The sequence below is a fragment of the Hydrogenophaga sp. SNF1 genome, from assembly GCF_034421675.1.
Lineage (GTDB): Bacteria > Pseudomonadota > Gammaproteobacteria > Burkholderiales > Burkholderiaceae_C > Hydrogenophaga > Hydrogenophaga borbori.
On the sequence record NZ_CP139793.1, the window covers coordinates 385,954 to 410,521 of the forward strand.

Below are 24,568 nucleotides of genomic sequence, written 5' to 3' on the forward strand. Positions count from 1 at the left end.
GTGTGGGTTCTTGGAAAGAGAAGGGCCCGCGCCACGAAGCGGCGCGGGCCGGGGAAAGGCTCAGGGCAGGACCTTGATGTCGCGGATCAGGTCGAAGTCGTAGGCCTGGTCGAGGTTGACCTTGGCCGGGTCGATGAGCTGGTTGTCCACCAGGAAGGCGTGCGTCTTGAGCAGGCGTTCGCGCGTGATGACGCCGATGCCCAGCTTCTGCGCGTCGCCGCTGGTGATGATCCCCATCTCCTTGAGCTTGCCGACGCCGTAGGCGAGCTGCTCGTCGGTCATGTTGGGGTTGTCCTTCTTGATGAGCGCGTTGCCGGCGCTGGGGTCGGCGAGGTAGGCCTTCCAGCCCTCGGCGCTGGCGCGCACGAAGGCAGCCACGGCCTGGCGGCGCTCCTTCACCGTCTTGTCCATGCAGGAGATGGTGTTGGCGTACGGGGGGTAGCCGTGGTCGGCGAGCAGGAAGGTGTTGGCCTTGATGCCCTGCTTCTGGATGGCGAAGGGCTCGGACGAGAGATAGCCCATCTGCACGATGTTCTTGTCGGCCACGAAGGGCTGGATGTTGTAGGTGTAGGGCCGCACCTGCGAGTCCTTGAAACCGTACTTGCCCTTGAGCCAGGACCAGTAGCCGCGCATGGCGGTGGGCGCGATCAGGATGGTCTTGTCCTTCATGTCCTCGAAGGACTTCACCTGCTCGTGCGCGATGAGCACCTGCGGGTCCTTCTGGAAGACCGCGGCCACGGTGACGATGGGCAGGCCGTTGTTGCGCGCGACCATCATCTGCGTGTCGGTGGCGCCCATGATGCAGTCGGTCTGGCCCGCGCCCATGATCTGCAGGATGTTCACCTGTGGGCCGCCCATGCGCAGGCTCACGTCCAGGCCGTGCTTCTTGTAGAGCCCGGTGGCCAGGGCGGTGTAGAAGCCGCCGTGCTCGGCCTGCGCGTACCAGTTGGTCATGAAGGTGAACTTCTCCTGGGCCTGCGCGCTGGCGGCGAGGCCCAGCAGGCCGAGGGCGGTGGCACCGAGCGCGCGGCGCAGGCGGAACAGGGGGCGAGAGGTCATGGCGGGCCTTTCTGGCTTGGGGGTGGTGGGGACGGGATCGGTGGGTGGCCTCAGTCGGCCAGGGTCTGCTGGATGTGGCCCGTGTGGTGGCCGCGCTCCCAGGTGGCTTGTTCGCGCACGACCCATTGCATGGCGTGCAGCTCGGTGATGGCCTGGACCCAGCTGTTGGCCAGGCTGTCGAGGATGGCCTCGCCCTGCTCGCGCGTGGCCGTGGTGGGATCGCCGATCACGCCGCTGGGGCCGAAATCGCGCGCCACCCAGGCGCAGGCGGGGCGGCCGTCGGGCGAGAGGATCTTGGAGGGGAAGACCGGCGGGAAGGCGGCCTCGGCGCGCTCCATGTGCACGGTGTCGGGCGCCAGCGCGAGCATGAGCGCGGTCTCGGAATGGCCCGCGTGCATGGACTGCTTGCGTTCCTGGTCGCTGATGAATTGCCCGGACACGTTGGGCACGCGCGAAACGCCGAAGGGCACGATGACGAAGTCGCCGTGGCGCAGGCGCAGCTCGCGCGCGGCCATCTCCAGCACCTGGGGCTGGCCGCCGTGGCCGTTGGCGAAGACCAGCTTGCGAAAGCCCGAGCGGTAGACCGATTCGCCGAGCTCGATCATGGTAGAGAGCAGCGTGGTGCCGCTCAGCGTCATGGTGCCGGCGAAGTGCAGGTGCTCCTCGGACTTGCCGTAGCTGATGGGCGGCAGGCCGAAGGCGCGCACCTCGGCGGGCAGGCGCTCGAAGGCCTTGCCGATCACGCCGGCCGCGATCACGGTGTCGACCGAGCAGGGCAGGTGCGGGCCGTGCTGCTCGGTGGCGCCCACGGGCAGCACGATGACGGTGTTCTCGCGCTCGGGCAGGGCGGTGATTTCGGTCCAGCTCAGGTAGGGCAGGAAGCGGTGCGGGGGGAAGTAGCCGTGCAGCATGGGTGGGGTTCTCTGGGGGGGGCGGGTTCAGCGCGCGGGGGTGCCGCTGTCGCTGATGTCGGTGTCGGTGTCGATGGCGCGGCCGCCGCGCAGCACGCGGCGCGGCGCGGCGCGTGAGGGCCAGGCCGTGGCCTCGGCGCGGTCGAAGATCACCAGGTCGGCGGGCCGGCCTTCGAGGCCGGGCGCGGCGGCCGGTGCCTCGCGGCCCAGCCAGTCGGGGCGGCACACGGCCATCGACCAGTGGTCGAAGGCCTCGTCGAGCTGGCCCGCGAGCACCGCGGCCTGCATGGCCTCGACCGGGTCGAGGCTGCCGACGCGGCAGAACGGGTCCTGCACGTTGTCGCTGCCGATCAGCAGCGGGATGCCGCGCGCGCGCGCTTCCTTGATGAGGGTGAGGCCGCGCTGGCGCGGCGTGCGGCCGGTGGCGGCGTCCTGCAGCAGCAGGTTGGTGATGGGCAGCGACACCAGGGTGATGGGCGCGCGCGCCACCGCGTCCAGCGTGGCCAGCGCGCGCGATTCCGGCTGGGCCGCCAGCGCGCAGGTGTGGCCGCAGACCACGCGGCCGTCGAAGCGCGTGGCGCGCAGGTTGCGGGCGAGCCAGGCCAGGCCCTCGGCGTCGGGGTTGAGCTCTTCGTCCACGTGCAGGTCGAGGTCCAGGCCCGCGTCCTGCGCGGCGCGCAGCAGTTCGCGCAGCGCGCCGGGGTTCCACTGGCTGCTGTGCACGAAGCCGCCCAGCAGGGCACCCGGTCCGTCGGCGGCGATGCGCCTGGCCAGGGCCTGCGCCACGGCGCGGTCCTCGCAGGGGCCGAGCTTGACCAGCGCGACGCGCTCGATCGCCAGGCGATCGCGCCATTCGTGCGCGAGCTCGCCCATCACCTCCCAGGCCAGTGGCGTGGCCTGCGGGTCCCACCAGTCGATGTGCGTGCGCAGCCGCGTGGTGCCGGCCTGCCAGGCCCAGTGCAGGCCGCGCCGCATGCGCGCGCGCAGGTCCTCGCGCGTCCAGCGCTCGCGGTCGGCGATCACCGCCTCGATGGCGCCGAGCAGGCCCGGGCGCACCGCGCCCAGGCGGGGGCCGATGAAGGCCTTGTCGAGGTGGGCGTGGGCTTCCACGAAGCCGGGCAGCACCGGCGCGCCGTGCAGGTCCCAGCGCGCCTGGCCGGCGGGCCCCTCGGCGGCGGGCAGCGGGCGCACGCGGGCGATGCGGCCGTCGGCCAGTTCGAGGCGCGCGAGCGCGGGTCGGCCTTCGTGCGTCGGCCAGTCGGCGGGCAGCAACCAGCGCGGCAGGCGCGCGCCATGCAGCGCGGCGGGCGTGTCGGTGTCGGGCGCGGGGGGCTGGGGGTTCATGCGGGGCTCGTGTGCACCGTGTCAGATGTCCAGCGTGAGGGTGGGCGTGAGCGCGCGCGCGCAGCACACCGCCACGTGCGTGGCGCGCTCCTCGTCGGTGAGGCAGCTGTCCTGGTGGTCGGGCGTGCCATCGAGGTAGGGCGTGATGCAGGACGCGCAGATGCCCTGCTCGCAGACCGTGTCCACCGGAATGCCCGCGCCGTGCAACACCATCGCGATGCTCTTGCCCGCGGGCACGTGCAGGCGCTGCTGGCGCCGCGCCAGGATCAGCTCGAAGCCGGCGCCGGTGCTGGGCGTGGCCGCTGCCGGGGGGGCGCCGAAGTGCTCGAAGTGCACGCGCTCGGCCGGCCAGTCGCGGCTGGCTTCGCGCAGGGCGGCCATGAAGCCCTCGGGACCGCAGTAGTAGAGGTGCGCGCCGGCCGGCGCCTGGGCCACCAGGGCGGCGGGGTCGGTGCGCGTGGCGGGCGCGTCGTCGCGGTGCACCGTCACGCACCCGCGCCAGGGCGCGGCCTCCAGCGCCGCGCGCAGCGGCAGGTGCTCGGCGCTGCGCACGAACACGTGCAGGTCGAAGGCCGCGCCGCGCGCATGCAGGGCGTGGGCCATGGCCACCAGCGGCGTCACGCCGATGCCGCCGCCCAGCAGCCGGTGGTGCGGCGCCTGGGGCGCCAGCGGGAACAGGCAGCGCGGGCGGCCGATGCGCAGCAGCCGGCCTTCGCGCAGGTGCTCGTGCACCGCGCGCGAGCCGCCGCGGCCGGCGTCCTCGCGCTTGACCGCGATCTCATAGCCTTCGGCGCTCAGCGCCGGCTCGCCGCAGAGCGAGTAGCTGCGCGCCAGGCCGCCGGGCAGGTAGAGATCGATGTGGGCGCCGGCTTCGGCGGCGGGCAGCGCCTGGCCGTCGCAGCGCTCCAGCCGATAGCCGCTCACCTCGGCGGTGTGGCGCAGCACGCGGGCCACGCGGACGGTGAATTCTCCCCGGGTGGGGTCGGCGGAAAGGGCGGCCGGCAGGGCCGTGGTGTCGGGGGCGTTCAATTTTGACCGAATACTTTGACCAATTGGTCAGTATAGAGACGGAGCCGCGCCTGCACAGGCGGGAATACCCGAAGCAAGAAGGGAGGGCGCCGGGGCCGCGGGGCGGCGGGGCGGCGTTCAGGGGGGCAGGAGGCCGCAGCCGCGCAGCACGAAGGGGATCAGCTCGCTGGCCACGGCCTCGCGGTCCAGCGGCGCATGGGGCCCCTGGCCGCAGATCTCGCGCACCTGCAGCGCGAAGTCGGCGTGGTGCTGCGTCATGGCCCAGATGTGCATGAGCAGCAGGTGGGCGTTCATGGGCCGCATCAGGCCGCGCGCCATCCAGCCGTTGATGATGGCCACCTCTTCCTCGACCCAGATCCGTGCCTTGGGCCAGTAGCGGTCAAGGTTGTGGCCGCCGTCCAGGATTTCACGCGTGAAGATGCGCGAGACGGTGGGCTGGTCGAAGGCGTGGTCCAGCTTCAGGCGGATGTAGTGGGCCAGGATCTCGGCCGGCTCGGTCATGCCGGGCGGGGCGAACTGGATCTTCCAGGCCATCATCACGGAGTCGAGCAGCTCGGCGTAGAGCTCCTCCTTGCCGGCGATGTAGTAGTGCAGCTGGGGCTTGGTGAGGCCCGCGCGTTCGGCGATGGCCTGCGTGGACGTGCCCTTGAGGCCGTGCAGGCTGAACTCCTGGATGGCGGCTTCGCGGATGGCGGCGAGGATGCGCTGGCGGCTTTCGCGCGCGGGGCGTCGCGCCGGGGGTGGGGCTGCTGCGGTCATGGCGGGCGGGCATGATAGCTCGCCCGCCCCGGGGACCGCCGGCGCGGACTCAGGCCCGCGGCTTGAGCGCCACCGCCTCGATCTCCACGCGCACCGGCGCGATCAGGCCGGCGATCACGGTCGAGCGCGCCGGCGCCGTGGCGGCCGCGAAGCGCTCGGCGTAGGCCGCGTTGAAGCCGGGGTAGTCCTGGCCGTCGACCAGCCACACGGTGGTCTTCACCACGTCGGCCAGCGTGCAGCCGGCGCGGCGCAGGATGTCTTCGATCAGGTCGATCGTGTAGTGCGTCTGGCTCACGATGTCCTCGCCCGCGGGCTGGCCGTTGCGCATGGGCACCTGGCCGGCGACGAAGACCAGGCGCTGATCGGCCACCACGGCGGGCGAGATCGGTTGCACCACGCCGGCCCGCTGAACGGGCGGGCCGATGTGGCGGATGTCGGGGTTGCTCGGCATCGCTGGGCGGGACTCAGTCGGGCTTGACGCCAGCGGTCTTCACGATGGTGGCCCACTTCTTGTTCTCGGCCTCGATGAAGGCCTTGTACTCGGCCGCGCCGCTGCCGCCGAGCTTGAAGCCGCGCGAGACGAAGTACTCCTGGATGTCGGCGCTGGCCAGCGCGGCGTTCACGTCCTTGTTGAGCTTGTCGACGATGGCCGCGGGCGTGCCGGGCGGCGCGAACAGGCCCTGCCACGACAGCGCCTCGAAGCCCGGATAGCCGCTCTCGGCCACGGTGGGCACGTTGGGGAACATGGGGTGGCGTTCCTTGGAGGTGACGGCGATCGGCGTGAGCTTCTTGGCCTCGATCTGCGGCATCACCACCAGGATGTCGCCGAACATCAGGTCGATCTGGCCGCCCATGAGGTCGCTCAGCGCGCCGGCGCTGCCGCGGTAGGGGATGTGCAGCAGCGCGGTCTTGGTCGCCAGCTCGAACATCTCGCCCGTGAGGTGCATGGACGTGCCCGTGCCCGGCGAGCCGTAGGTGATGGAGCCTGGCTTGGCCTTGGCGGCGGCCACCAGCTCGGCCACCGTCTTGGCGGCCACGCGCTCGCCCTTCACCAGCAGCAGCGGTGCGGTCACCACGGCCGTCACGGGCGTGAAGCCCTTCACCGGGTCGTAGGGCAGGTTGGGGTACAGCGAGCCGGCGATGCCGTTGCTGCCGGTCACGCCCAGCAGCAGCGTGTAGCCGTCGGGGGCCGACTTGGACACGTGGTCCGCGCCCACCGTGCCGCCCGCGCCGGGGCGGTTGTCCACGATGACGGTCTGCTTCCATTGCGCGGCGAGTTTCTCGCCGAGCTTGCGCGCCAGCAGGTCGGTGCTGCCGCCGGGCGGGAAGGGCACGACGATGCGAACGATCTTGCTCGGGTAGGCGTCCTGCGCGGACGCGGCCAGCGGGGTGAGCGCGGCCAGGCCCAGGGTGGTGCCCGCGGCCAGCGCGCTGACCAGGGTTCTGCGGTTGAGGGCGAAACGTTTCATCGGGGATCTCTCTTTCAAATGGGTGGGTTCATTGGCGTGGCATGGCCTCGCCCCATGCGCCTCCTCCGGCCGTTTCTATGACGAGCCTGTCTCCCGCGGACCAGTCGACGCGCGCCCTCGCGGACAGCACGTCGACGCGTCCATCGGTTCTTTCGATGCGCGCGGCCGAGGGCGCGCCGTCGCCGCCCCCTTCGCTGCCGCGCGCACGGCTGACATGGCGCTCGCCCCGGTAGGAGACGCTGCCATGGCCTTCCAGTAATTCATACACCCGGCGCACGCCATGGCCGCCGCAGAAGCGGCCCGCGCCGCCCGATCCCTCGCGGATCGCGTAGCAGTGCACGCGCACCGGCGCCTCCGACTCGATCACCTCGAGCGGCGTGTTGCGCGCGTTGCCCACGTCGGTGGACACGCCGCTGGTGCCGTGGCCGCGCGCGCTGGCGCCGGCGCCGCTGGCGATGATCTCGGTGAACAGCCAGCGCTGACCGTCGGCGCGCGCGCCACCGAGCGAGAGCACCGTGGCCACGCCGGCGTTGGCGGCCATGGGCTCGCGCGCCGCGCCCGAGGACCAGGCGCCGAGCAAGGCGTTGCAGGCCAGCTTGAGCGTGGCGGTGCGGGCATTCACGGCGGCCGGCAGGCGCGGGTTGACCACGCTGCCCTCGGGCAGCACCCAGCTGGCCGGCGCCAGGCAACCCGCGTTGTTGGGCGCCTGCGGCGCCAGCGAGCGCATGAAGAACAGGATGGCCGACACCATGCTGGAGGGCGAGGCGTTCACCGGCCCGCGCGTCTGCGGCGAGGAGCCGGTGAAGTCGATGTGCAGCGTGTCGCCCCGCTTGCGCAGGGCCACCGCGATGCGCACCGGCGTGTCGCTGATGCCGTCGCCATCGAGCTGGTCCTGCCAGTGCCACTCGCCATCGGGCGCGGCGCGCAGGGCCTCGCGCGTCAGGCGCTCGGACTGCGCGAGCAGCGCCTCGCACACGGCCTCGAAAGCCGCGCCGGTGCGCGCGCGCAGCGCGGCGGTTTCCTCGGCGCCCAGGCTCACGGCCGACCATTGCGCGTTCAGGTCGCCCAGCAGGTTGCCGGGCGTGCGGCTGTTGGCAGTGAGCAGGGCCTCGATGTGCGGATCGGGCGCGCCGGCCACGCGCCAGCGCACCGGCGGTATGCGCAGGCCTTCCTGGTAGATCTCGGTCGCGTCGGGCGGGATGGAGCCGGCCGCGACGCCGCCCACGTCCTGGTGGTGCAGGATGGCCGCGGCCAGCGCGATCACCGCGCCGCCGCCGAACACCGGCCGCACCACGATCAGGTCGGGCAGGTGCGTGCCGCCCGACCAGGGGTCGTTCATCAGCCAGGCATCGCCATCGGCCATGGCCTCGACGGGGCAGCGCTGGAGCAGGCCCGCGACCGCCGGAATGAGCGAGCCGAGCAGCAGCGGCAGCGAGCGCGCCTGCGCGAGCAGGCGGCCGTCGGGCAGGAAGACCGCGGCCGCGCAGTCGCCGCCCTCGCGCGCGATGGAGGAATAGGCCGCGCGCATCATGCGGCTCTGCATGCGGTCGGCGATGCCCTGCAGCGCCAGCCGCACGGGCTCCATGAGGATCAGGTGCTCGTGGTTCATGCACTGGGCTCCCGGGCCCCGTCGCGCGACAGCAGCAGCGCGCCGTCGGCCACCAGCGCCCAGCGCCAGCCCGCGGGCACCCACACCGTGGTGGTGGCGGCGAACAGCGCGCGTGGGCCCAGGCCCTCGGCCGGACAGCCGGCCCACAGCGCGGGGTCGGGGCGCAGGTGCCGGGCGCCCACGCCGGGCTGGGGCAGGGCCTGTTCGAACACGCCGCGCAGCAGCAGGGCCTGCACCTCGAAGCGCGCGGGCAGCTGTCCGCGCAGGGCCTCGTAGCGCTCGGCGAAGCGCGCGCGCAGCGCGGCCAGGTCGTCGCCGGCCTCCCAGGGCACCTCCACCGGGTTGCCCTGGCCCACGATCAGCAGTTCCAGGCTCCAGCGCGGCGTGCCCTCGCGCACCGAGCGGCGCAGCGCCTCGCGCCGTTCGCTCAGTGCGCCGAGGCCCTCGTGGTCGAGCGCCAGCGCGCAGGACCATTCCAGCGTGCGCGTGGGCGGCGAGGCCAGCAGGCCCAGCGCGGCGATCACGCCGGCGTGGGGGATCACGCGCACGCGCGGCACGCCCGCGAGTTCGGCCACCTCGGCCACGTGCTGGGCCCCGCCGCCGCCGGCGGCCACCAGCTCGCAGTCGGCGGGGTGGATGTCGCGCTGGAAGGCGCGCATCTTCACGCTTTCGGCCATGGCGGTGGCGGCGGTGGCGACGATGGCGCGCGCGGCGTCCTGCGCGTCCAGGCCCAGCGGCGCGGCCACGTCCTTCTGAATCGCGGCGCGCGCACGCGCCGCGTCCAGCGCCACGCCGCCCGACAGCCGCTCGGGCAGGCGGCCCAGCAGCACCAGGGCGTCGGTCAGCGTGGCCTCGGTGCCGCCCAGGCCGTAGGCCGCGGGGCCGGGCCAGGCGCCCTGGGAGCGCGGGCCCAGGCGCAGGCCGCCGCCCGCGTTCACCGTGGCCAGGCTGCCGCCGCCGATGGACAGCGATTCCACGTCGGCGCAGCGCAGGCGCAGCGTGAGCTCGCCGCACTGCAGCGCATCGGTGAACAGCGGCCGGCCGCCGTCGAGCAGGCCGATGTCGGTGCTGGTGCCGCCCACGTCCACGGACATCACCACGCGCGGTTCGTCGGCGGGCAGGCTCGCGGCCACGCCTTGCAGGGCCGCGCAGGGGCCCGACATGGCCAGGCCGATGGGGCGCGAGGCGGCCTCGGGCCAGGGCGCGATGCCGCCCTCGGAGCGCATCAGCGCGGGCTCGGGCAGGCCGCGCTCGCGCAGCGCCTCGCCCAGCGTGCGCAGGTAGCGCTGCACCAGGGGCTTGCTGTAGGCGTCGAAGGCCGTGACCAGAAAACGTTCGAACTCGCGCGGCTTGGGGTCGACCTCGCTGGAGAGCGAGACCAGCAGCCCGGGCTCGGCCTGCAGCAGCCAGTCGCGCACCTGTTGCTCGTGCGCGGGCCGCAGGTGGGCGAACAAGAGACACACCGCCACCGAGGCGATGCCGCGCGCGCGCAGCTGGCGCGCGATCGCCGCCACCTGCTCGCGGTCCGGTGCCTCGACCTCTTCGCCGCGCGCGCCGATGCGGCCCCGGATCTCGAAGCGCAGTTCGGCGGGGAACAGCCGGCGCTCGGGCGTGGGCGGCGCCACCACCGGGGTGTAGAGGTCGCGGCGGTCCTGGCGCGCGAGCGCAAGCACGTCGCGCAGGCCGGCGTTGGTGAGCACGGCCACGGGGCCGGCGTCCTGTTCGAGCAGCAGGTTGGTGACCACCGTGGAGCCGTGCACCAGGCGCGCCACCTGCGCGGGCGCGATCTTCTGTTCGTCCAGCAGGCGCTGCACCGCGCCCAGGATGGGCTGCACCAGCTCACCCGCTTCGCGCGGGTGTTTGAGGGCGCGCAGCTCGCCGTCGCTGGAGCAGGCGACCACGTCGATGAAGGTGCCCCCCATGTCCACGCCGATGGCCCACTGCGTGTTCATGGCCGTCCTCAACGGAAGCGGGACGCGCGAAAGGGCGCCAGGTCCACCTGCGTGGCGCGGCCGGCCACCAGGTGCGCGACTTCGCGGCCGGTGGTGGCGCCCATGCACATGCCCATGTGGCCATGGCCGAAGGCCATCCAGGCGTTGTCCGCGCCGCGGCTGCGGTCGATCACCGGCAGGCTGTCGGGCATGCAGGGGCGGTGGCCCATCCACTGCGTCACCTCGGAGGTGTCCAGGTGCGGAAACAGGCGCAGGCCCTGGCGCAGCAAGGCCTGCGCGCGTTCGTAGTTGGGCGCGGGTCGCAGGCCGGCGAACTCCACCGTGCCGGCCAGGCGCAGGCCCATGGCCATGGGGTTGATCATGAGGTTGGCCTCGGAGGCCATCACCGTGTGGCGCAGCTTCAGGTTGGAGCTGCGCACCGTGACGTGGTAGCCGCGCTGCGTCTCCAGCGGCACGCGGTCGCCGAGCTGGGCCGCGAGCGCGCCGGACCAGGCGCCGGCCGCGATCACCACGCCGTCCACCGCCAGCGGCTCACCGCTGTCCAGACGCAGCCCGGTCACGCGCCGGCCCTCGCGCTCGAAGCCGGTGACCGAGCGGTGGTCGTGGCGCGCGCCGTCGCGCAGGGCCTGGCGGACCAGCGCCTTCACCAGTTGCGAGGGGTCCAGCGTGGAGCCGTTGTCGGGCGCCAGGATGCCGAAGCGGAACTGGCCTTTCAGGTCGGGTTCGAGCTCTTCGAGTGCTTCGCGCTCCACGTCGACCAGGTTCACGCCCAGCGAGCGGCGCAGGTCCATGCCCCACTTCCACTGCGCCGCGGCCTCGCGAGAGGAGTAGACGTACAGGCAGCCGGTGCGGCGCACCAGTTCGTTGGCCTGCGCGTGGTCCAGCAGCGGGCCGTAGCAATCGAAGATGGGGCGCAGCAGGGTCTGCAGCGCGGTGGCGATGCGCGTGACCTCCTGCGGCGTGGAGTGGCGCAGCATCTGCACCAGCCAGGGCAGCACGCGCGGCAGGTAGCCGGTGCGCACGGTCAGCGGGCCCAGCGGGTCGAGCAGCCACTTGGGCACCTTGCGCCACATGCCCGGCATACCCACGGGCAGGCAGGCGCTGGGCGAGAGCGAGCCCGCGTTGCCGAAGGAGCAGGCCTCGCCCGGCTCGAGCGGGTCGACGAAGGTGATCTGGTGGCCGTCGCGCTGCAGCCAGGCGGCGCTGCAGGCGCCCACGATGCCGGTGCCTATGACGGCGATGTGCATGGAATCAGGGGAGAAAAATCGACAGGGGATGGGACGGTGCCGGGCATTCTAGGAACGGGCTTACCATCAACCAAGCGAATTGTTTTGATAGATCAATCATGAAACCTGATGGTGGTGCACGCGCGCGGCGGATGCACCGGCATCGATCGCGGGACACGCCATGAACATCAGCCTGCGCCAGATGCGCGCCTTCGCCGCCGTCACGCACAGCGGCAGCTTCACGGGCGCGGCGCGCCAGCTCAACCTCACGCAGTCGGCGGTGAGCATGCTGGTGCAGCAGCTCGAACAGGAACTGCACCTGCAGCTCTTCGACCGGGGCCGCACGGCGATCACGCTCACCGAGGCGGGGCGCAACCTGCTGCCGCTGGCGCAGCGCATCCTGGAAGACGTGCGACAGGTGGTGGACGGCGCCTCCGAGATCCGCGCGCTGCGGCGCGGTTTCCTGCGCGTGGCCACCTCGCAGATGATGGCCTGCACCTGGGTCGCCTCCATCCTTGGCGAGTTTGGCGAGCAGCACCCGCAGATCAGCGTGCGCCTGAAGGACGCGGTGGCCGACGACGTGGTGGACACCGTGCGCCACGGCGCGGTGGAACTGGGCATCGGCCCCGACCGCCCGAGCGGCGACGACGTGACGCGCAGCTTCCTCATGAACGTGCCGCTGCGCTTCGTCTGTCCCCAGGGGCACCCGGCCTACGGGCGCGCGAGCGTGCCGTGGAAGGACCTGCGCGAGGAGCGCTGGATCGGCTACTCCAATGAATTCAATCGCTACCTGGAGCGCAGCCTGCACGCGCACGGCCACGACTTCGCGCTCAACACGGTGAGCGACGTCGGCTTTCTCACCACCGCGCTGGCGCTGGCCGGGCACGGCCGGGGCGTGCTGGTGGCGCCGGAGTACGCGCGCTCCTTCGCCGACAACTTCGGCGTGCGCTTCGTGCCGCTGCGCGGGCCGGCGGTGCAGCGCGAGTACTTCGTCTACCAGCGCAAGGGGCAGTCGCTGTCGCCGGCGGGGGCGGCCTTCCTGGCGCTGCTGCGCCAGCGTGGCGGGGTGCCCCGGCGGGCGGCGGCGAGGTAGCCGCCGGCTGCCTGTTCGGTGGGCAAGGGGGCCGCTCCAGTGGTCCGCCAAGGGGGGGTGAACGCCCCAGATTGGGCGGCCCTGGCGCCCTCCTGGGGGCTTGGCCCCTCGGGACGGGGTGCGCGGTCAATGCAAAATGGTGCGTTTTTCTATCCAACGCACCATTTTGGAATCACCGTGAAGTACACGTCCGCCGAGCAGTTCCTGCACACCGTCGCCGAGCGCAACCCTGGCCAGCCTGAGTTCCTTCAGGCCGTGACCGAGGTGATGGAGAGCCTATGGCCCTTCATCGCCCAGCACCCCAAATACGCCGAGCACAGCCTGCTGGAACGCCTGGTGGAGCCCGAGCGGGTGGTGATGTTTCGCGTGTCCTGGGTCGACGACCACGGCCAGGTGCAGGTCAACCGCGGCTACCGCATCCAGCACAGCATGGCCATCGGCCCGTACAAGGGCGGCCTGCGCTTCCACCCCTCGGTCAACCTGTCGGTGCTGAAGTTCCTGGCCTTCGAGCAGACCTTCAAGAACGCGCTCACCACCCTGCCTATGGGCGGTGGCAAGGGTGGTTCCGACTTCGATCCCAAGGGCCGCAGCCCGGGCGAGGTGATGCGCTTCTGCCAGGCCTTCGTGAGCGAGCTGTTCCGCCACGTCGGCTCGGACACCGACGTGCCGGCCGGCGACATCGGCGTGGGCGGGCGCGAGGTGGGCTTCATGGCCGGCATGGCCAAGAAACTCAGCAACCGCGCCGACTGCGTGTTCACCGGCAAGGGCCTGAGCTACGGCGGCTCGCTGATCCGCCCGGAGGCCACGGGCTACGGCACGGTGTACTTCGCCGAGGAGATGCTCAAGACGCGCGGCATGTCCTTCCAGGGCATGCGCGTGTCGGTGTCGGGTTCGGGCAACGTGGCCCAGTACGCGGTGGAGAAGGCCATGGCCCTGGGCGCCAAGGTGGTCACCGTGTCCGACTCCAGCGGCACCATCGTCGACGAGGACGGCTTCTCGCCCGACAAGCTGGCCGTGCTGATGGACGTGAAGAACCACCACTTCGGCCGCGTCAGCGACTACGCCGAGCGCACCGGCGCGCACTTCGAGGCCGGCAAGCGCCCCTGGCATGTGCCGGTGGACGTGGCCCTGCCCTGCGCCACGCAGAACGAGCTGGACGAGCACGACGCCGCCACGCTGATCGCCAATGGCGTGAAGTGCGTGGCCGAGGGCGCCAACATGCCCTCGACCATCGCCGCGGCCACCGCCTTCGAGGCCGCGGGCGTGCTGTTCGCGCCGGGCAAGGCCAGCAACGCGGGCGGCGTGGCCACCTCGGGCCTGGAGATGAGCCAGAACGCGCTGCGCCTGTCCTGGCCGCGCGACGAGGTCGACGGCCGCCTGCTGCAGATCATGCAGGGCATCCACACGGCCTGCGTGCGGCACGGCCGCCGCGCCGATGGCCGCGTGAGCTACATCGACGGCGCCAACATCGCCGGCTTCGTGAAGGTGGCCGACGCCATGCTGGCGCAGGGCGTGGTCTGATGGGTCGGACCGCCTGAGGCGGCCCGGGGCCTCAGCGCCAGCCCGGGGCCTTGTCCAGGCGGAACCGCAGCACCGGCTCGGGCGCGCGGGCGGTCTCGCTGGGGCGGCGCGTGCCGGTGATGCTCAGGCGTCCGCCGCAGTCCTCGGCCACGCCGCTCCACACCGCCGCCATGCCGACGCCGTCGTCGGACTCGTCGAAGTGGAACTCGCCGTCGGTGACGTCGCCCGACACGATGGAGCGGCGCACCCGCTCGCCGGTGCCGCGCCGCAGCTCCCCGCGCACGCTGCCCCCGTATTCGGGGTGGCGCTCCAGGTGCAGCACGCCGCTGTCGCTCGGGCGCTCGGGCGATCCGCCCTCGTCCCAGAAGCGGGCGCTCCACTCGCCGCTCAGGCGCGCCGGCGGCAGCTGGTCGGGCACGGTGCAGGTGGCCGGGGCCTGCGCGGCCGCCCAGGCCGGCAGCAGGCCCAGCGCGATGGCGGTCAGCGCGCGCCGCATCAGGCCGTCGCCTTCTGTTCGGCGCTGCCGTCCTGCGCGCGCTTGGCGAACTCCGCGCGCAGGGCCTTGAGCTTTTCGCGCGGGTCTTCCTTCACGGTGGCCTTGTCCAGCGCCATCTCGGCGATGAAGCGGCTGGCCGCCCCGGGCACGCTTTCGCGGCCCTTCTTGCGGCGCTTGAGCCAGCTCACGGCCAGCGTGCGCTGCGCGCGCGTGATGCCCACGTACATCAGCCGGCGCTCCTCCTGGATGCGCTGCTGCTGCACCTCGCCGCTCAGCTCGTCGTCGTCCACTTTGAACGGCAGCAGGCCTTCGTTCACGCCGGCCAGTGTCACGTGCGGCCATTCCAGGCCCTTGGACGCGTGCAGGGTGGACAGCGTCACCACGTTCTGGTCCTGCTCGCGCTCGGACAAGGTGGAGATCAGCGCGATGGTCTGCACGACCTCGAGCAGGGTCTTGCGTTCGGTCTCGGTGGTGGTGCCGCCCTCGTCCTCGATCTTTCCGCCGCAGCGCCCGGCCACCCAGTCGCAGAACTCCATCACGTTGGTCCAGCGCGCGGCGGCCACCTTGTCGTTGTCCTCGTTGTCGTACAGGTGCTGCTCGTAGCCGATGTCCTTGAGCCATTCGGTGAGGAAGCTGCGCGCCGCCTCGTGCCCGACGGTGTGCCGCGCGCGGTACTCGAGGTCGTTCACCTGGCGGCCGAACTCGTGCAGCGCGCCGATGGCGCGGTTGGACACCGCGCTGGGCAGCGAGTGCGAGAACAGGGCCTCGAACAGGCTCAGCTTGTACTGCGTGGCGAAGTTGCCCAGCTGCTGCAGCGTGGTGTGGCCGATGCCGCGCTTGGGCGTGGTGGCCGAGCGCAGGAAGGCCGGGTCGTCGTTGTTGTTGGTGAGCAGGCGCAGCCAGGCGCAGAGATCGCGGATCTCGGCCTTGTCGAAGAAGCTCTGGCCGCCCGACACCTTGTACGGGATCTGTGCGCGGCGCAATGACTGCTCGAAGGTGCGCGCCTGGTGGTTGGCGCGGTAGAGGATGGCGAAGTCGCGCCACTCCTTGTGGGGGGAGCTGGCGCGCAGGCTCTGGATGCGCGCCACCGCGCGCTCGGCCTCGTGCTCCTCGTTGTCGGCGTCCACCACGCGCACCGGCTCGCCCTCGCCCAGTTCGCTCCACAGCGTCTTGGGGAAGAGCTTGGGGTTGGGGCCGATGACGTTGTTGGCCGCGCGCAGGATGGCGCTGGTGGAGCGGTAGTTCTGCTCCAGCTTGATGACCTTGAGTTCGGGGAAGTCCTGCGGCAGGCGCTTGAGGTTGTCCAGCGTGGCGCCGCGCCAGCCGTAGATGGACTGGTCGTCGTCGCCCACGGCGGTGAAGCGCGCGCGCTCGCCCACCAGCAGCTTGAGCAGCTCGTACTGCGTGGCGTTGGTGTCCTGGTATTCGTCCACCAGCACGTGGCCCATCTTCTTCTGCCACTTCTCGCGCACCTCGGCGTGCTCGCCCAGCAGCTTGAGCGGCAGGGCGATGAGGTCGTCGAAGTCCACCGCCTGGTAGGCCACCAGGCGCTCCTCGTAGCGCTGCATGATCAGCGCCGTGGTGCGCTCGTGCTCGTCGCGCGCCTGGGCCAGTGCGGCGGCGCCGTTCAGGCCGGCGCTCTTCCAGGCGCTGATGGTCCACTGCCACTGGCGCGCGGTGGCGGCGTCGGTGGTGGTGCCGCAGTCCTTGAGCAGGCTGGTGATGTCGTCGGTGTCGAGGATGCTGAACTGCTTCTTCAGGCCCAGCACCTCGCCGTCCTCGCGCAGCAGGCGCACGCCCAGGGCGTGGAAGGTGCACACCAGCACCTTCTTGGCCTCGCGCCCGACCAGGTGGCCGGCGCGCTCGCGCATCTCGGCCGCGGCCTTGTTGGTGAAGGTGATGGCCGCGATGCGGTTGGCCTCGAGCCCGGCCTGGATCAGCCGCGCGATCTTGTGCGTGATCACGCGCGTCTTGCCCGACCCGGCCCCCGCCAGCACCAGACAGGGCCCGCCCAGGTGGTTCACGGCTTCAAGCTGGGCGAGGTTCAGACCGGCGGACATGGGAGGCAGCGAGGCAAAGCGGGGGATCATAGCGGCCAGGGGTGTCGCGCCCGGGTCAGCCCCAACCGCGGCCCGCCGGGGGGCTGACACAATCCCGCCCGTGCTGCACGTCCTGCTGGTCACCTTTCCCTTCTTCGCGCTCGTGCTCGCCGGCTACCTGGCCGCGCGGCGGCGCCTGCTGCCGCTGGAGGCCATTCCCGGGCTCAACGGCTTCGTGCTGTTCTTTGCGCTGCCCTGCATGCTGTACCGCTTCGGCTCCACCACGCCGATCGCGCAGCTGCTGGACGCCCGCGTCGCCGGCCTGTACCTGCTGTGCGGGCTGCTGGTGGTGGCGGCCACCATCGCCTTCACGCTGAACCCGCGCATCCGCTGGAACGACGCCGCCTTCGGCGCGCTGGTGGCCGCCTTTCCCAACTCGGGCTTCATGGGCGTGCCCCTCATCGTGGCCCTGCTGGGCGATTTGGCCGCCGGCACGGTGATCCTCACCATGGTGGTGGACATGGTGGTCACCAGCTCGCTGTGCATCGCGCTGTCGCGCCTGGACGGGGCCGGCGGCAGCGGCCGCGCCGCCGTGTTCGGCGCCGCGCGCAAGGCGCTGCGCGGCGTGCTCACCAACCCCATGCCCTGGGCCATCGGCCTGGGTGGCGTGGCCTCGGCCTGGGCCTTCCGCCTGCCGGTGCCGGTGGAGAAGACCGTCTGGCTGCTGGCCGACGCGGCCTCGCCGGTGGCGCTGTTCACCATCGGCGCCGTGCTGGCGCGCGCGCAGATGACGGCCAACCACCCCATGCCCACCAGCGACTACCTGCCGGTGGCGGTGATGAAGCTCGTCGTGCACCCGCTGCTGGTGCTGGGCACGGGCCTGGTGGCGATCCGCCTGGGCCTGGGCCTGTCCACGGCCGCGCTCACGGTGATGGTGCTCACCGCGGCCCTGCCCAGCGCCAGCAACGTCTCGTTGCTGGCCGAGCGCTTTGGCGCCGACAACGGGCGCATCGCCCGCATCATCCTGGTCACCACCGCGGCGGCCTTCCTCACGTTCTCGGGCGCCGTCACGCTGCTGACCTGAAGCGGCGCCCCGGGCGGCAGGCAGTCATCGATAGTCATGAACTATCGATAACATTCAATCTATTAGGTGGACTTGGTCCAGCGGCCTGACCAGAATGCCTCGGTCGCTTCCAGGAGTTGCACCATGAGCACCACCCCTTCGCCAGGCAGCGCCTTCGCGCAGTGGATCGAGCGCCTCGCCTGCCTGCCGCTGGCGCACTGAGCTCATTGCCGCTGCGCGCGACCCACACCAACCCCCACCAGGAGACCACGATGTCAGAAGCCAAGTGCCCCTTCCACCCCGCCGCTGGCGGCGGCACGTCCAACAAGGACTGGTGGCCCAACCAGCTGCGCCTGGACCTGCTGAACCAGCACTCCAACCGGTCCAACCCCCTGGGCGCCGCCTTCAACTACGCCGAGGAATTCAAGAAGCTCGACTACAAGGCCCTCAAGGCCGATCTCAACCGACTGATGACGGACTCGCAGGACTGGTGGCCGGCCGACTTCGGCAACTACGCGGGCCTGATGGTGCGCATGGCCTGGCATGCGGCCGGCACCTACCGCGTGGGCGACGGCCGCGGCGGCGCCGGGCGCGGCCAGCAGCGCTTCGCGCCGCTGAACTCCTGGCCCGACAACGTGAGCCTGGACAAGGCCCGCCGCCTGTTGTGGCCCATCAAGCAGAAATACGGCCAGAAGATCTCCTGGGGCGACCTGATGGTCCTGGCCGGCAACGTGGCCCTGGAGAACTCGGGTTTCCGCACCTTCGGTTTCGCCGCCGGCCGCGAGGACGTGTGGGAACCCGATCAGGACGTGTACTGGGGCAAGGAGACCACCTGGCTGGCCGGCAGTGGCACGCCCAACAGCCGCTATTCGCACAACAAGCCCGGCGAGCGCGACCTGGAGAACCCGCTGGGCGCCGTGCAGATGGGCCTGATCTACGTCAACCCCGAAGGCCCGGACGGCAACGGCGATCCGCTCGCGGCGGCCAAGGACATCCGCGAAACCTTCAAGCGCATGGCCATGGACGACGAGGAAACCGTGGCGCTGATCGCCGGCGGCCACACGCTGGGCAAGACCCACGGCGCGGGACCGGCCAGCAACGTCGGCCTCGAGCCTGAGGCCGCCGCGCTGGAGGCCCAGGGCTTCGGCTGGGAGAACAAGTTCGGCAGCGGCAAGGGCAAGGACACCATCACCTCGGGGCTGGAGGTCACCTGGACCAGCACCCCGGTGCGCTGGAGCAACGACTTCTTCCAGTTCCTCTTCAAGTACGAGTGGGTGAAGACCAAGAGCCCGGCCGGCGCCATCCAGTGGGAGGCCAAGGACGCCGAGGCCATCATCCCCGGCCCCACGCCCGACTCGCCCAAGCGCAAGCCCACCATGCTGACGACCGACCTGTCGCTGCGCTTCGATCCGGCCTACGAGAAGATCTCGCGCAAGTTCCTCAACGACCCGCAGGCTTTCGCCGACGCCTACGCGCGCGCCTGGTTCAAGCTGACGCACCGCGACCTGGGGCCGAAGTCGCGCTACCTGGGCCCCGAGGTGCCGAAGGAAGACCTGATCTGGCAGGACCCGCTGCCGGCGCCCACGCACAAGCCCACGGCGGCCGACATCGCCGACGCCAAGGCCAGGATCGCCGCCGCGGGCATTGCCGTGTCCGACCTGGTGGCCACGGCCTGGGCCTCGGCCTCCACCTTCCGCGGTGGGGACAAGCGCGGCGGCGCCAACGGCGCGCGCATCCGCCTGGCGCCGCAGAAGGACTGGGCCGTCAATGCCGTCGCGGCCAAGACCCTGCCCAAGCTGGAGGCCATCCAGAAAGCCAGCGGCAAGCTCTCGCTGGCCGACGTGATCGTGCTGGCCGGCGGCGTGGGCATCGAGCTGGCCGCCAAGGCCGCCGGCACCCCGCTGGAGGTGCCCTTCGCGCCGGGCCGCGTGGACGCCACGGCCGAGCAGACCGACGTCGAGTCCTTCTCGTACCTGGAGCCGTTTGCCGACGGCTTCCGCAACTACCTCAAGGCCCGCTCCGAGGTGCCGGCCGAGCACCTGCTGGTCGACAAGGCCCAGCTGCTCACGCTCACCGCGCCGGAAATGACGGCGCTGGTCGGCGGCCTGCGCGTGCTGGGCGCCAACTTCGACGGCGGCAAGCTCGGCGTGCTCACCGCCAGGCCGGGCACGCTGACGAACGACTTCTTCGTCAACCTGCTCGACATGGCCACGGCCTGGGGGCCGGCGGGTGAGCACTTCGAGGGCCGCGACCGCAAGACGGGCGCGGTGAAGTGGACCGGCAGCCGCGTCGACCTGGTGTTCGGCTCCCACTCGGTGCTGCGCGCCCTGGCCGAGGTCTACGCCAGCGCCGACGGCAAGGACAAGTTCGTCAAGGACTTCGTGGCCGCCTGGGTCAAGGTGATGAACCTGGACCGTTTCGACCTGGCCTGAGGCCGGTGCGCCGGGCTCAAGCCCCGGCGCGGGCGGCCGATATCCCGGGCATGGGCACTTCGTCCGTGCCCGGGATTGCGCCATGATCACCGCCCCTATCCCCAGCGACGAGGACATCCGCCTGCAGGCGCTGCGCGAATTGCTGCTGCTCGACACGCCGGCCGAGGAGCGCTTCGATCGGCTGACGCGTTTTGCCATGAACGAGTTCGACGTGCCCATGGCCACCGTCTCCTTCGTGGACCGCGACCGCGAGTGGTTCAAGTCCAACTTCGGCCTGGACCAGCGCGAGACCCCGCGCGACGTGTCCTTCTGCGGCCACGCCATCCTGGAGCGCCAGACCCTGGTGGTGCCCGACGCGCTCAAGGACGAGCGTTTCCGCGACAACCCCCAGGTGGTGGGCCCGCCCTGGATCCGCTTCTACGCGGGCGCGGTGCTGCGCATGCCCTGGGGGCCGGCGGTGGGCACGCTGTGCATCATGGACCGCCGGCCGCGACGGATCGACCGGCTGGGCCTGAGCATCCTGTGCTCGCTGCGCGATCTGGTGGTCGATGAGCTGGTGCGCCGCGAGGAGGTCGCCTCATGACCGTCACCACCGTGCAGGGCAACCTGCCGCAGCTGCTGTTGATCGAGCCGGACCGCATGGTGCGCAGCACCGTCACGAGCGTCTGCCGCGGCCTGGACCTGGCCCAGGTGCACCAGGCCGCCAGCCTGGCCATCGGCCAGCAGATGCTGCAGGCGCAGCGCATGGCGGCGCTGCTGATCTCGCTGGCCGAGGGCGAGGCCGCGCTGGCCCTGGTCGCGCGGCTGCGCGAGGCGCGGCCGGAGATGCCGGTGGCGGTGATGGCCGCGAGCGCCAACGCCGAGGTGGTGCAGCGCCTCAAGGCCCTGGGCATCCGCCGGCTGCTGCTGCAGCCGTTCAAGATCCGCGACGTGGTGATGACGGTGGAGGCCCTGTGCACCATTGCGCCGCTGGAGGCGCTCGCCGGCTCATAGGGACAGCGGGTCCACGTCCACCGCGAAGCGGATCAGGCCGCGTGCCTCGGGCAGGCCGCGGCATTGCAGCAGCACCGGCTGCCAGGCGGCCAGGAAGCGCTGCAGCGCCGCGCGCGAGGGGCTTTCCACCAGCAGCTGCGCGCGTTCCACATTGGCCACGCGCTGGATGGTGAGCGGCACCGCCGGGAACAGCGTCACCGCCTCGCGGTGCGGCAGGTCCTGCGTGGCGGTGGCGGCCGCGTTCAGGAAGGCCTGCGCGGCCTCCTGCGTGCGCGCATCGGCGCGCAGCAGCGCCTGGTGGGCGAAGGGCGGCATGCCGGCCGCTTCGCGCTCGGCCAGCTCGCCGCTGGCGAAAGCGGCGAAGTCGTGCGTGCGCAGGTGCGCGAACAGCGGGTGTTCGGGGTTCCAGGTCTGCACCCAGAGCTCGGCCGCGCCGCTGTGCGCGGCGTCGCGCCCGGCGCGCCCGCCGGCCTGCATGAGCAGCGCGAACAGGCGCTCGGGCGCGCGGTGGTCGGCCGCGAACAGCGCGGCGTCGGGCTGCACGGCCGCCACCAGGGTGATGCGGCGGAAGTCGTGCCCCTTGGCGATCATCTGCGTGCCCACCAGCACGTCCACCTCGCCGGCGTGCAGGGCGGCCAGCTGCGCTTCCAGGCTGCCCTTGGCCTTGGTGGTGTCGGCGTCCATGCGCGCCACGCGCACCGGGCCGCCGTCGGGGCGCTTCACGTCCGCCAGCAGGCCGGCGAGTTGCTCCTCCACCTGCTCGGTGCCGCGCCCCACGGGCTCGATGTCGAGGTTGCCGCAGTCCGGGCAGGCGCGAGGCACGCGCTGGGTGAAGCCGCAGTGGTGGCAGCGCAGGGTGCGGTCCAGCTTGTGGAAGACGCGGTAGGCGCTGCAGTGCGGGCAGCCGCTTTTCCAGCCGCAGGCGTGGCAGGCGAGCACGGGCGCGTAGCCGCGCCGGTTGATCAGCACCAGGCACTGCTCGCCGCGCGCGATGCGCTCGCCCATGGCCGCCAGCAGCGGCGGCGCGATCAGCGCGCCCTTGGGCTGGTGGTTCATGTCGACCAGGCGCAGGCGCGGCAGCGAGCCGCCGCCGATGCGCGCGGCCATGGCCAGGCGCCGGTAGCGTCCCTGCTCGCTGGCGTGCCAGCTCTCCAGCGAGGGCGTGGCCGAGCCCAGCAGCACGCGCGCGTTCTGCAATTTGCCGCGGTAGATGGCGAGGTCGCGCGCCGAGTAGCGCGCGCCGTCCTGGCTCTTGTAGCTGGGGTCGTGCTCCTCGTCGACCACGACCAGCCGCAGGCCGGGCAGGCTGGCGAACACCGCCAGCCGCGTGCCCAGCACGATGCGCGCGCGCCCGGTGTGCGCGGCGATCCAGGCCGCCAGGCGCTGCGCGGGCGTCATGCCGCTGTGCAGGCAGACCACGGCCTCGTCGCCAAAGCGGGCGCGAAAACGCGCCTCGAGCTGCGGCGTGAGGTTGATCTCCGGTACCAGGATCAGGGCCTGGGCGCTGGGGTCGGCCGCCAGCGTGCGCGCGGTGGCCTGCAGATAGACCTCGGTCTTGCCGCTGCCGGTGGCGCCGAACAGCAGGGCGGGGGCGGTGTCGGCGGCGGACAGGGCCTCCAGCGCGGCGGCCTGCTCCGGCGTGAGCGCGCGGGCGCTGTCGGGGTCCACGGCGGCCGGCGCGGCGCGCGCGGGGCGCTTGAGCCGGCGCGCCAGCTGGCTCGGGTCCAGTTCGCGCAGTGGCGGCGGCAGCGCGGCCAGGGCCACCTCGCCCAGGGCCCGCTGGTAGTAGCGCGCCGCGAAGCCCACCAGGTCTCGCCAGGCGGCGTCCAGCGGGGGCAGGGCGTCCAGCACCTGGGCCACGTCGCGCGCCTGCCCCTCGGCCAGGCCCTCGGGCGGCGCGTCGTCGTTGCGCCACACGATGCCCAGGACCTCGCGCGCGCCCAGGGGCACGCGCACCAGCGTGCCGGGCGCCAGGGCGCGTTCGCTGCGGTAGCTCAGGGCGTCGCCCACCCCGCTGTGCGCGGGGGTGGCCACGACCACGGCAGGCCAGTGACACATGTTTAGCGGTAGTTCCTCACGTTCGTCGGCGAAATCGGCGCTAAGTGCTTGATGTAAAAGCCTTGGCGGACATATCCAAAGCTTCTGTGGATAACTTTGTTGATAGTCTGCCCCTGTGGGCTCGCAGCCCTTGCAAATCAAGGCTTTGCTTAAACTGCCTCAAAAAAAGGCAGCGGACAAAGCGCTTATGAATCAATGGCTTACGGAATCCTCCCTGGGGCGTGCCCGCGCCGCAGGGGGCTGCTGAGGGATGGCGCACCGCAGCACAAATTTTGTGCATAACTGGCGCCTGTCAAGCACTTTTTGTGGCCCTTTTTGTGCTAAGTGGGCCGCGATGACCGGGTGATGACACGGGGCCGCCGGTCGTCGCACTCCTGAAATGGGAGCGTGTTCCGCCGCGCCATCAGGCCGTCTGGCGCAGCCGGCGCGAATGCGAATGCACGGCGTCGACCAGCGCGCTCACGTGCTCGGGCGGGGTGTGCTGGCTGATGCCGTGGCCCAGGTTGAAGATGTGCGTGGGGCCGGTGCCCGGGCCGGTGTGCGGGCGGCCGAAGCTCTCCAGCACCTTGACCACCTCGGCCTCGATGGCCGCGGGCGGGGCGAACAGCACGTTGGGGTCGATGTTGCCTTGCAGGGCCTTGGCCCCGGGACCTTCGCCCACCTGCGCGCGCGCGCGGGCCAGCGAGACGGTCCAGTCCAGGCCCAGCACCTCGCAGTCGAGCGGCTTCATGTCGTCCAGCCACAGCCCGCCGCCTTTGGTGAAGACGATGCGTGGGATGGTGGCGCCCTCGTGCTCGCGCTTCAGTTGCGAGAGCACGCGTTTCGTGTAGGCGAGGCTGAAGGCCTGGAAGGCGCCGTCGGCGAGCACGCCGCCCCAGCTGTCGAAGATCATCACCGCCTGCGCGCCGGCCTCGATCTGTGCGTTCAGGTAGACGGCCACGGCGTCGGCGTTGGTGGCGAGGATGCGGTGCATCAGGTCGGGCCGCGAGTACATGAGCGACTTGACCAGGCGGTAGTCATCGGAGCCGCCGCCTTCGACCATGTAGCAGGCCAGGGTCCAGGGGCTGCCGGAAAAGCCGATCAGGGGCACGCGGCCGTCCAGGGCCTTGCGGATGGAGGTGACGGCGTCGAAGACGTAGCGCAGCTTGTCCATGTCGGGCACGGCCAGCGCGGCGACGTCGGCCTCGGTGCGCACGGTCTTTTCGAACTTGGGTCCCTCGCCGATCGCGAAGGACAGGCCCAGGCCCATGGCGTCGGGCACGGTGAGGATGTCGGAGAAGAGGATGGCGGCGTCGAGCGGGTAGCGTTCCAGCGGCTGCAGGGTGACCTCGGTGGCGTGGTCGACGTTGGTGGCCAGGCCCATGAAGCTGCCGGCCTGGGCGCGCGTGGCGCGGTACTCGGGCAGGTAGCGGCCGGCCTGGCGCATGAGCCACACGGGGGTGTGGGCCGTGGACTGGCGCAGGCAGGCGCGCAGGAAGCTGTCGTTCTTCAGGGGGGCAAAGGGCATGGGGTCTC

General features: G+C 71.7%; 20 protein-coding genes. 6 read left to right on the forward strand and 14 right to left on the reverse strand.

Going from position 1 to position 24,568, the window contains the following annotated elements:
• Positions 1-60: 60 nt before the first annotated feature.
• From SOM08_RS01900 to SOM08_RS01945, 10 genes are all read right to left on the reverse strand, one after another.
• Positions 61-1,059 carry an ABC transporter substrate-binding protein gene (locus SOM08_RS01900; protein ID WP_322469956.1) on the reverse strand — a complete coding sequence of 333 codons (999 nt, stop codon included), beginning with the start codon at positions 1,057-1,059 and terminating at the stop codon, positions 61-63.
• A gap of 50 nt (positions 1,060-1,109) precedes the next feature.
• Positions 1,110-1,970, reverse strand: coding sequence for a creatininase family protein (locus tag SOM08_RS01905; RefSeq protein WP_322469957.1), 861 nt, complete (start codon positions 1,968-1,970; stop codon positions 1,110-1,112).
• 27 nt (positions 1,971-1,997) lie between these two features.
• Complete coding sequence (locus SOM08_RS01910; RefSeq protein WP_322469958.1) at positions 1,998-3,314, reverse strand: amidohydrolase family protein; 1,317 nt, start codon at positions 3,312-3,314, stop codon at positions 1,998-2,000.
• A gap of 21 nt (positions 3,315-3,335) precedes the next feature.
• Entirely contained in the window at positions 3,336-4,343 is a 1,008-nt protein-coding gene (locus SOM08_RS01915) for a PDR/VanB family oxidoreductase (RefSeq protein ID WP_322469959.1), read from the reverse strand.
• Positions 4,344-4,460: 117 nt separating this feature from the next.
• Positions 4,461-5,102, reverse strand: coding sequence for a TetR family transcriptional regulator C-terminal domain-containing protein (locus SOM08_RS01920; protein WP_116958560.1), 642 nt, complete (start codon positions 5,100-5,102; stop codon positions 4,461-4,463).
• A gap of 49 nt (positions 5,103-5,151) precedes the next feature.
• Positions 5,152-5,553, reverse strand: a complete 402-nt coding sequence (locus SOM08_RS01925; RefSeq protein ID WP_322469960.1) for a RidA family protein — start codon at positions 5,551-5,553, stop codon at positions 5,152-5,154.
• 13 nt (positions 5,554-5,566) lie between these two features.
• Positions 5,567-6,571 carry a Bug family tripartite tricarboxylate transporter substrate binding protein gene (locus SOM08_RS01930; RefSeq protein WP_116958562.1) on the reverse strand — a complete coding sequence of 335 codons (1,005 nt, stop codon included), beginning with the start codon at positions 6,569-6,571 and terminating at the stop codon, positions 5,567-5,569.
• Positions 6,572-6,599: 28 nt separating this feature from the next.
• On the reverse strand, positions 6,600-8,180 hold the full coding sequence (locus SOM08_RS01935; RefSeq protein ID WP_322469961.1) for a hydantoinase B/oxoprolinase family protein: 1,581 nt from the start codon (positions 8,178-8,180) through the stop codon (positions 6,600-6,602).
• Complete coding sequence (locus tag SOM08_RS01940; protein ID WP_322469962.1) at positions 8,177-10,132, reverse strand: hydantoinase/oxoprolinase family protein; 1,956 nt, start codon at positions 10,130-10,132, stop codon at positions 8,177-8,179. Before SOM08_RS01940 ends, SOM08_RS01935 begins: the two co-directional genes overlap by 4 nt.
• 8 nt (positions 10,133-10,140) lie before the next feature.
• The gene (locus SOM08_RS01945) at positions 10,141-11,379 is read right to left on the reverse strand and encodes an NAD(P)/FAD-dependent oxidoreductase (RefSeq protein ID WP_116958565.1); all 1,239 of its coding nucleotides are present in this window, start codon (positions 11,377-11,379) and stop codon (positions 10,141-10,143) included.
• A gap of 160 nt (positions 11,380-11,539) precedes the next feature.
• Between SOM08_RS01945 and SOM08_RS01950 the strand changes: the two genes are divergently transcribed.
• Positions 11,540-12,451, forward strand: coding sequence for a LysR family transcriptional regulator (locus SOM08_RS01950; protein WP_116958566.1), 912 nt, complete (start codon positions 11,540-11,542; stop codon positions 12,449-12,451).
• Between the two features lie 177 nt (positions 12,452-12,628).
• A complete protein-coding gene (gene gdhA, locus SOM08_RS01955; protein WP_116958567.1) occupies positions 12,629-13,972 on the forward strand; it encodes an NADP-specific glutamate dehydrogenase in 1,344 nt (447 codons plus the stop codon).
• Between the two features lie 31 nt (positions 13,973-14,003).
• Here the strand turns inward: gdhA and SOM08_RS01960 are convergent, their stop codons facing one another.
• The gene (locus tag SOM08_RS01960) at positions 14,004-14,468 is read right to left on the reverse strand and encodes a hypothetical protein (RefSeq protein ID WP_116958568.1); all 465 of its coding nucleotides are present in this window, start codon (positions 14,466-14,468) and stop codon (positions 14,004-14,006) included.
• Positions 14,468-16,528 (reverse strand): ATP-dependent helicase, encoded by a 2,061-nt coding sequence (locus SOM08_RS01965; RefSeq protein ID WP_116958569.1) that lies wholly within the window; start codon positions 16,526-16,528, stop codon positions 14,468-14,470. The genes SOM08_RS01960 and SOM08_RS01965 overlap by 1 nt, the downstream gene beginning before the upstream one ends.
• 100 nt (positions 16,529-16,628) lie before the next feature.
• Between SOM08_RS01965 and SOM08_RS01970 the strand changes: the two genes are divergently transcribed.
• The 4 genes from SOM08_RS01970 to SOM08_RS01985 all read left to right on the forward strand — a co-directional run bounded on the left by SOM08_RS01970 (position 16,629) and on the right by SOM08_RS01985 (position 20,995).
• Positions 16,629-17,591 carry an AEC family transporter gene (locus SOM08_RS01970; RefSeq protein WP_116958570.1) on the forward strand — a complete coding sequence of 321 codons (963 nt, stop codon included), beginning with the start codon at positions 16,629-16,631 and terminating at the stop codon, positions 17,589-17,591.
• Between the two features lie 251 nt (positions 17,592-17,842).
• Positions 17,843-20,002, forward strand: a complete 2,160-nt coding sequence (gene katG, locus SOM08_RS01975; RefSeq protein ID WP_116958571.1) for a catalase/peroxidase HPI — start codon at positions 17,843-17,845, stop codon at positions 20,000-20,002.
• An 82-nt stretch (positions 20,003-20,084) separates the two neighbouring features.
• Complete coding sequence (locus tag SOM08_RS01980) at positions 20,085-20,585, forward strand: GAF domain-containing protein (protein ID WP_116958572.1); 501 nt, start codon at positions 20,085-20,087, stop codon at positions 20,583-20,585.
• Positions 20,582-20,995 carry a response regulator gene (locus SOM08_RS01985; RefSeq protein WP_116958573.1) on the forward strand — a complete coding sequence of 138 codons (414 nt, stop codon included), beginning with the start codon at positions 20,582-20,584 and terminating at the stop codon, positions 20,993-20,995. The genes SOM08_RS01980 and SOM08_RS01985 overlap by 4 nt, the downstream gene beginning before the upstream one ends.
• Here the strand turns inward: SOM08_RS01985 and priA are convergent.
• Both priA and hemE read right to left on the reverse strand, forming a co-directional pair.
• Positions 20,990-23,053: a replication restart helicase PriA gene (gene priA / locus SOM08_RS01990; protein ID WP_322469963.1), complete on the reverse strand. Its 2,064-nt coding sequence runs from the start codon at positions 23,051-23,053 to the stop codon at positions 20,990-20,992. The genes SOM08_RS01985 and priA overlap by 6 nt on opposite strands.
• Before the next feature lie 403 nt (positions 23,054-23,456).
• Entirely contained in the window at positions 23,457-24,560 is a 1,104-nt protein-coding gene (hemE, locus tag SOM08_RS01995; protein WP_322469964.1) for a uroporphyrinogen decarboxylase, read from the reverse strand.
• Positions 24,561-24,568: the final 8 nt, after the last annotated feature.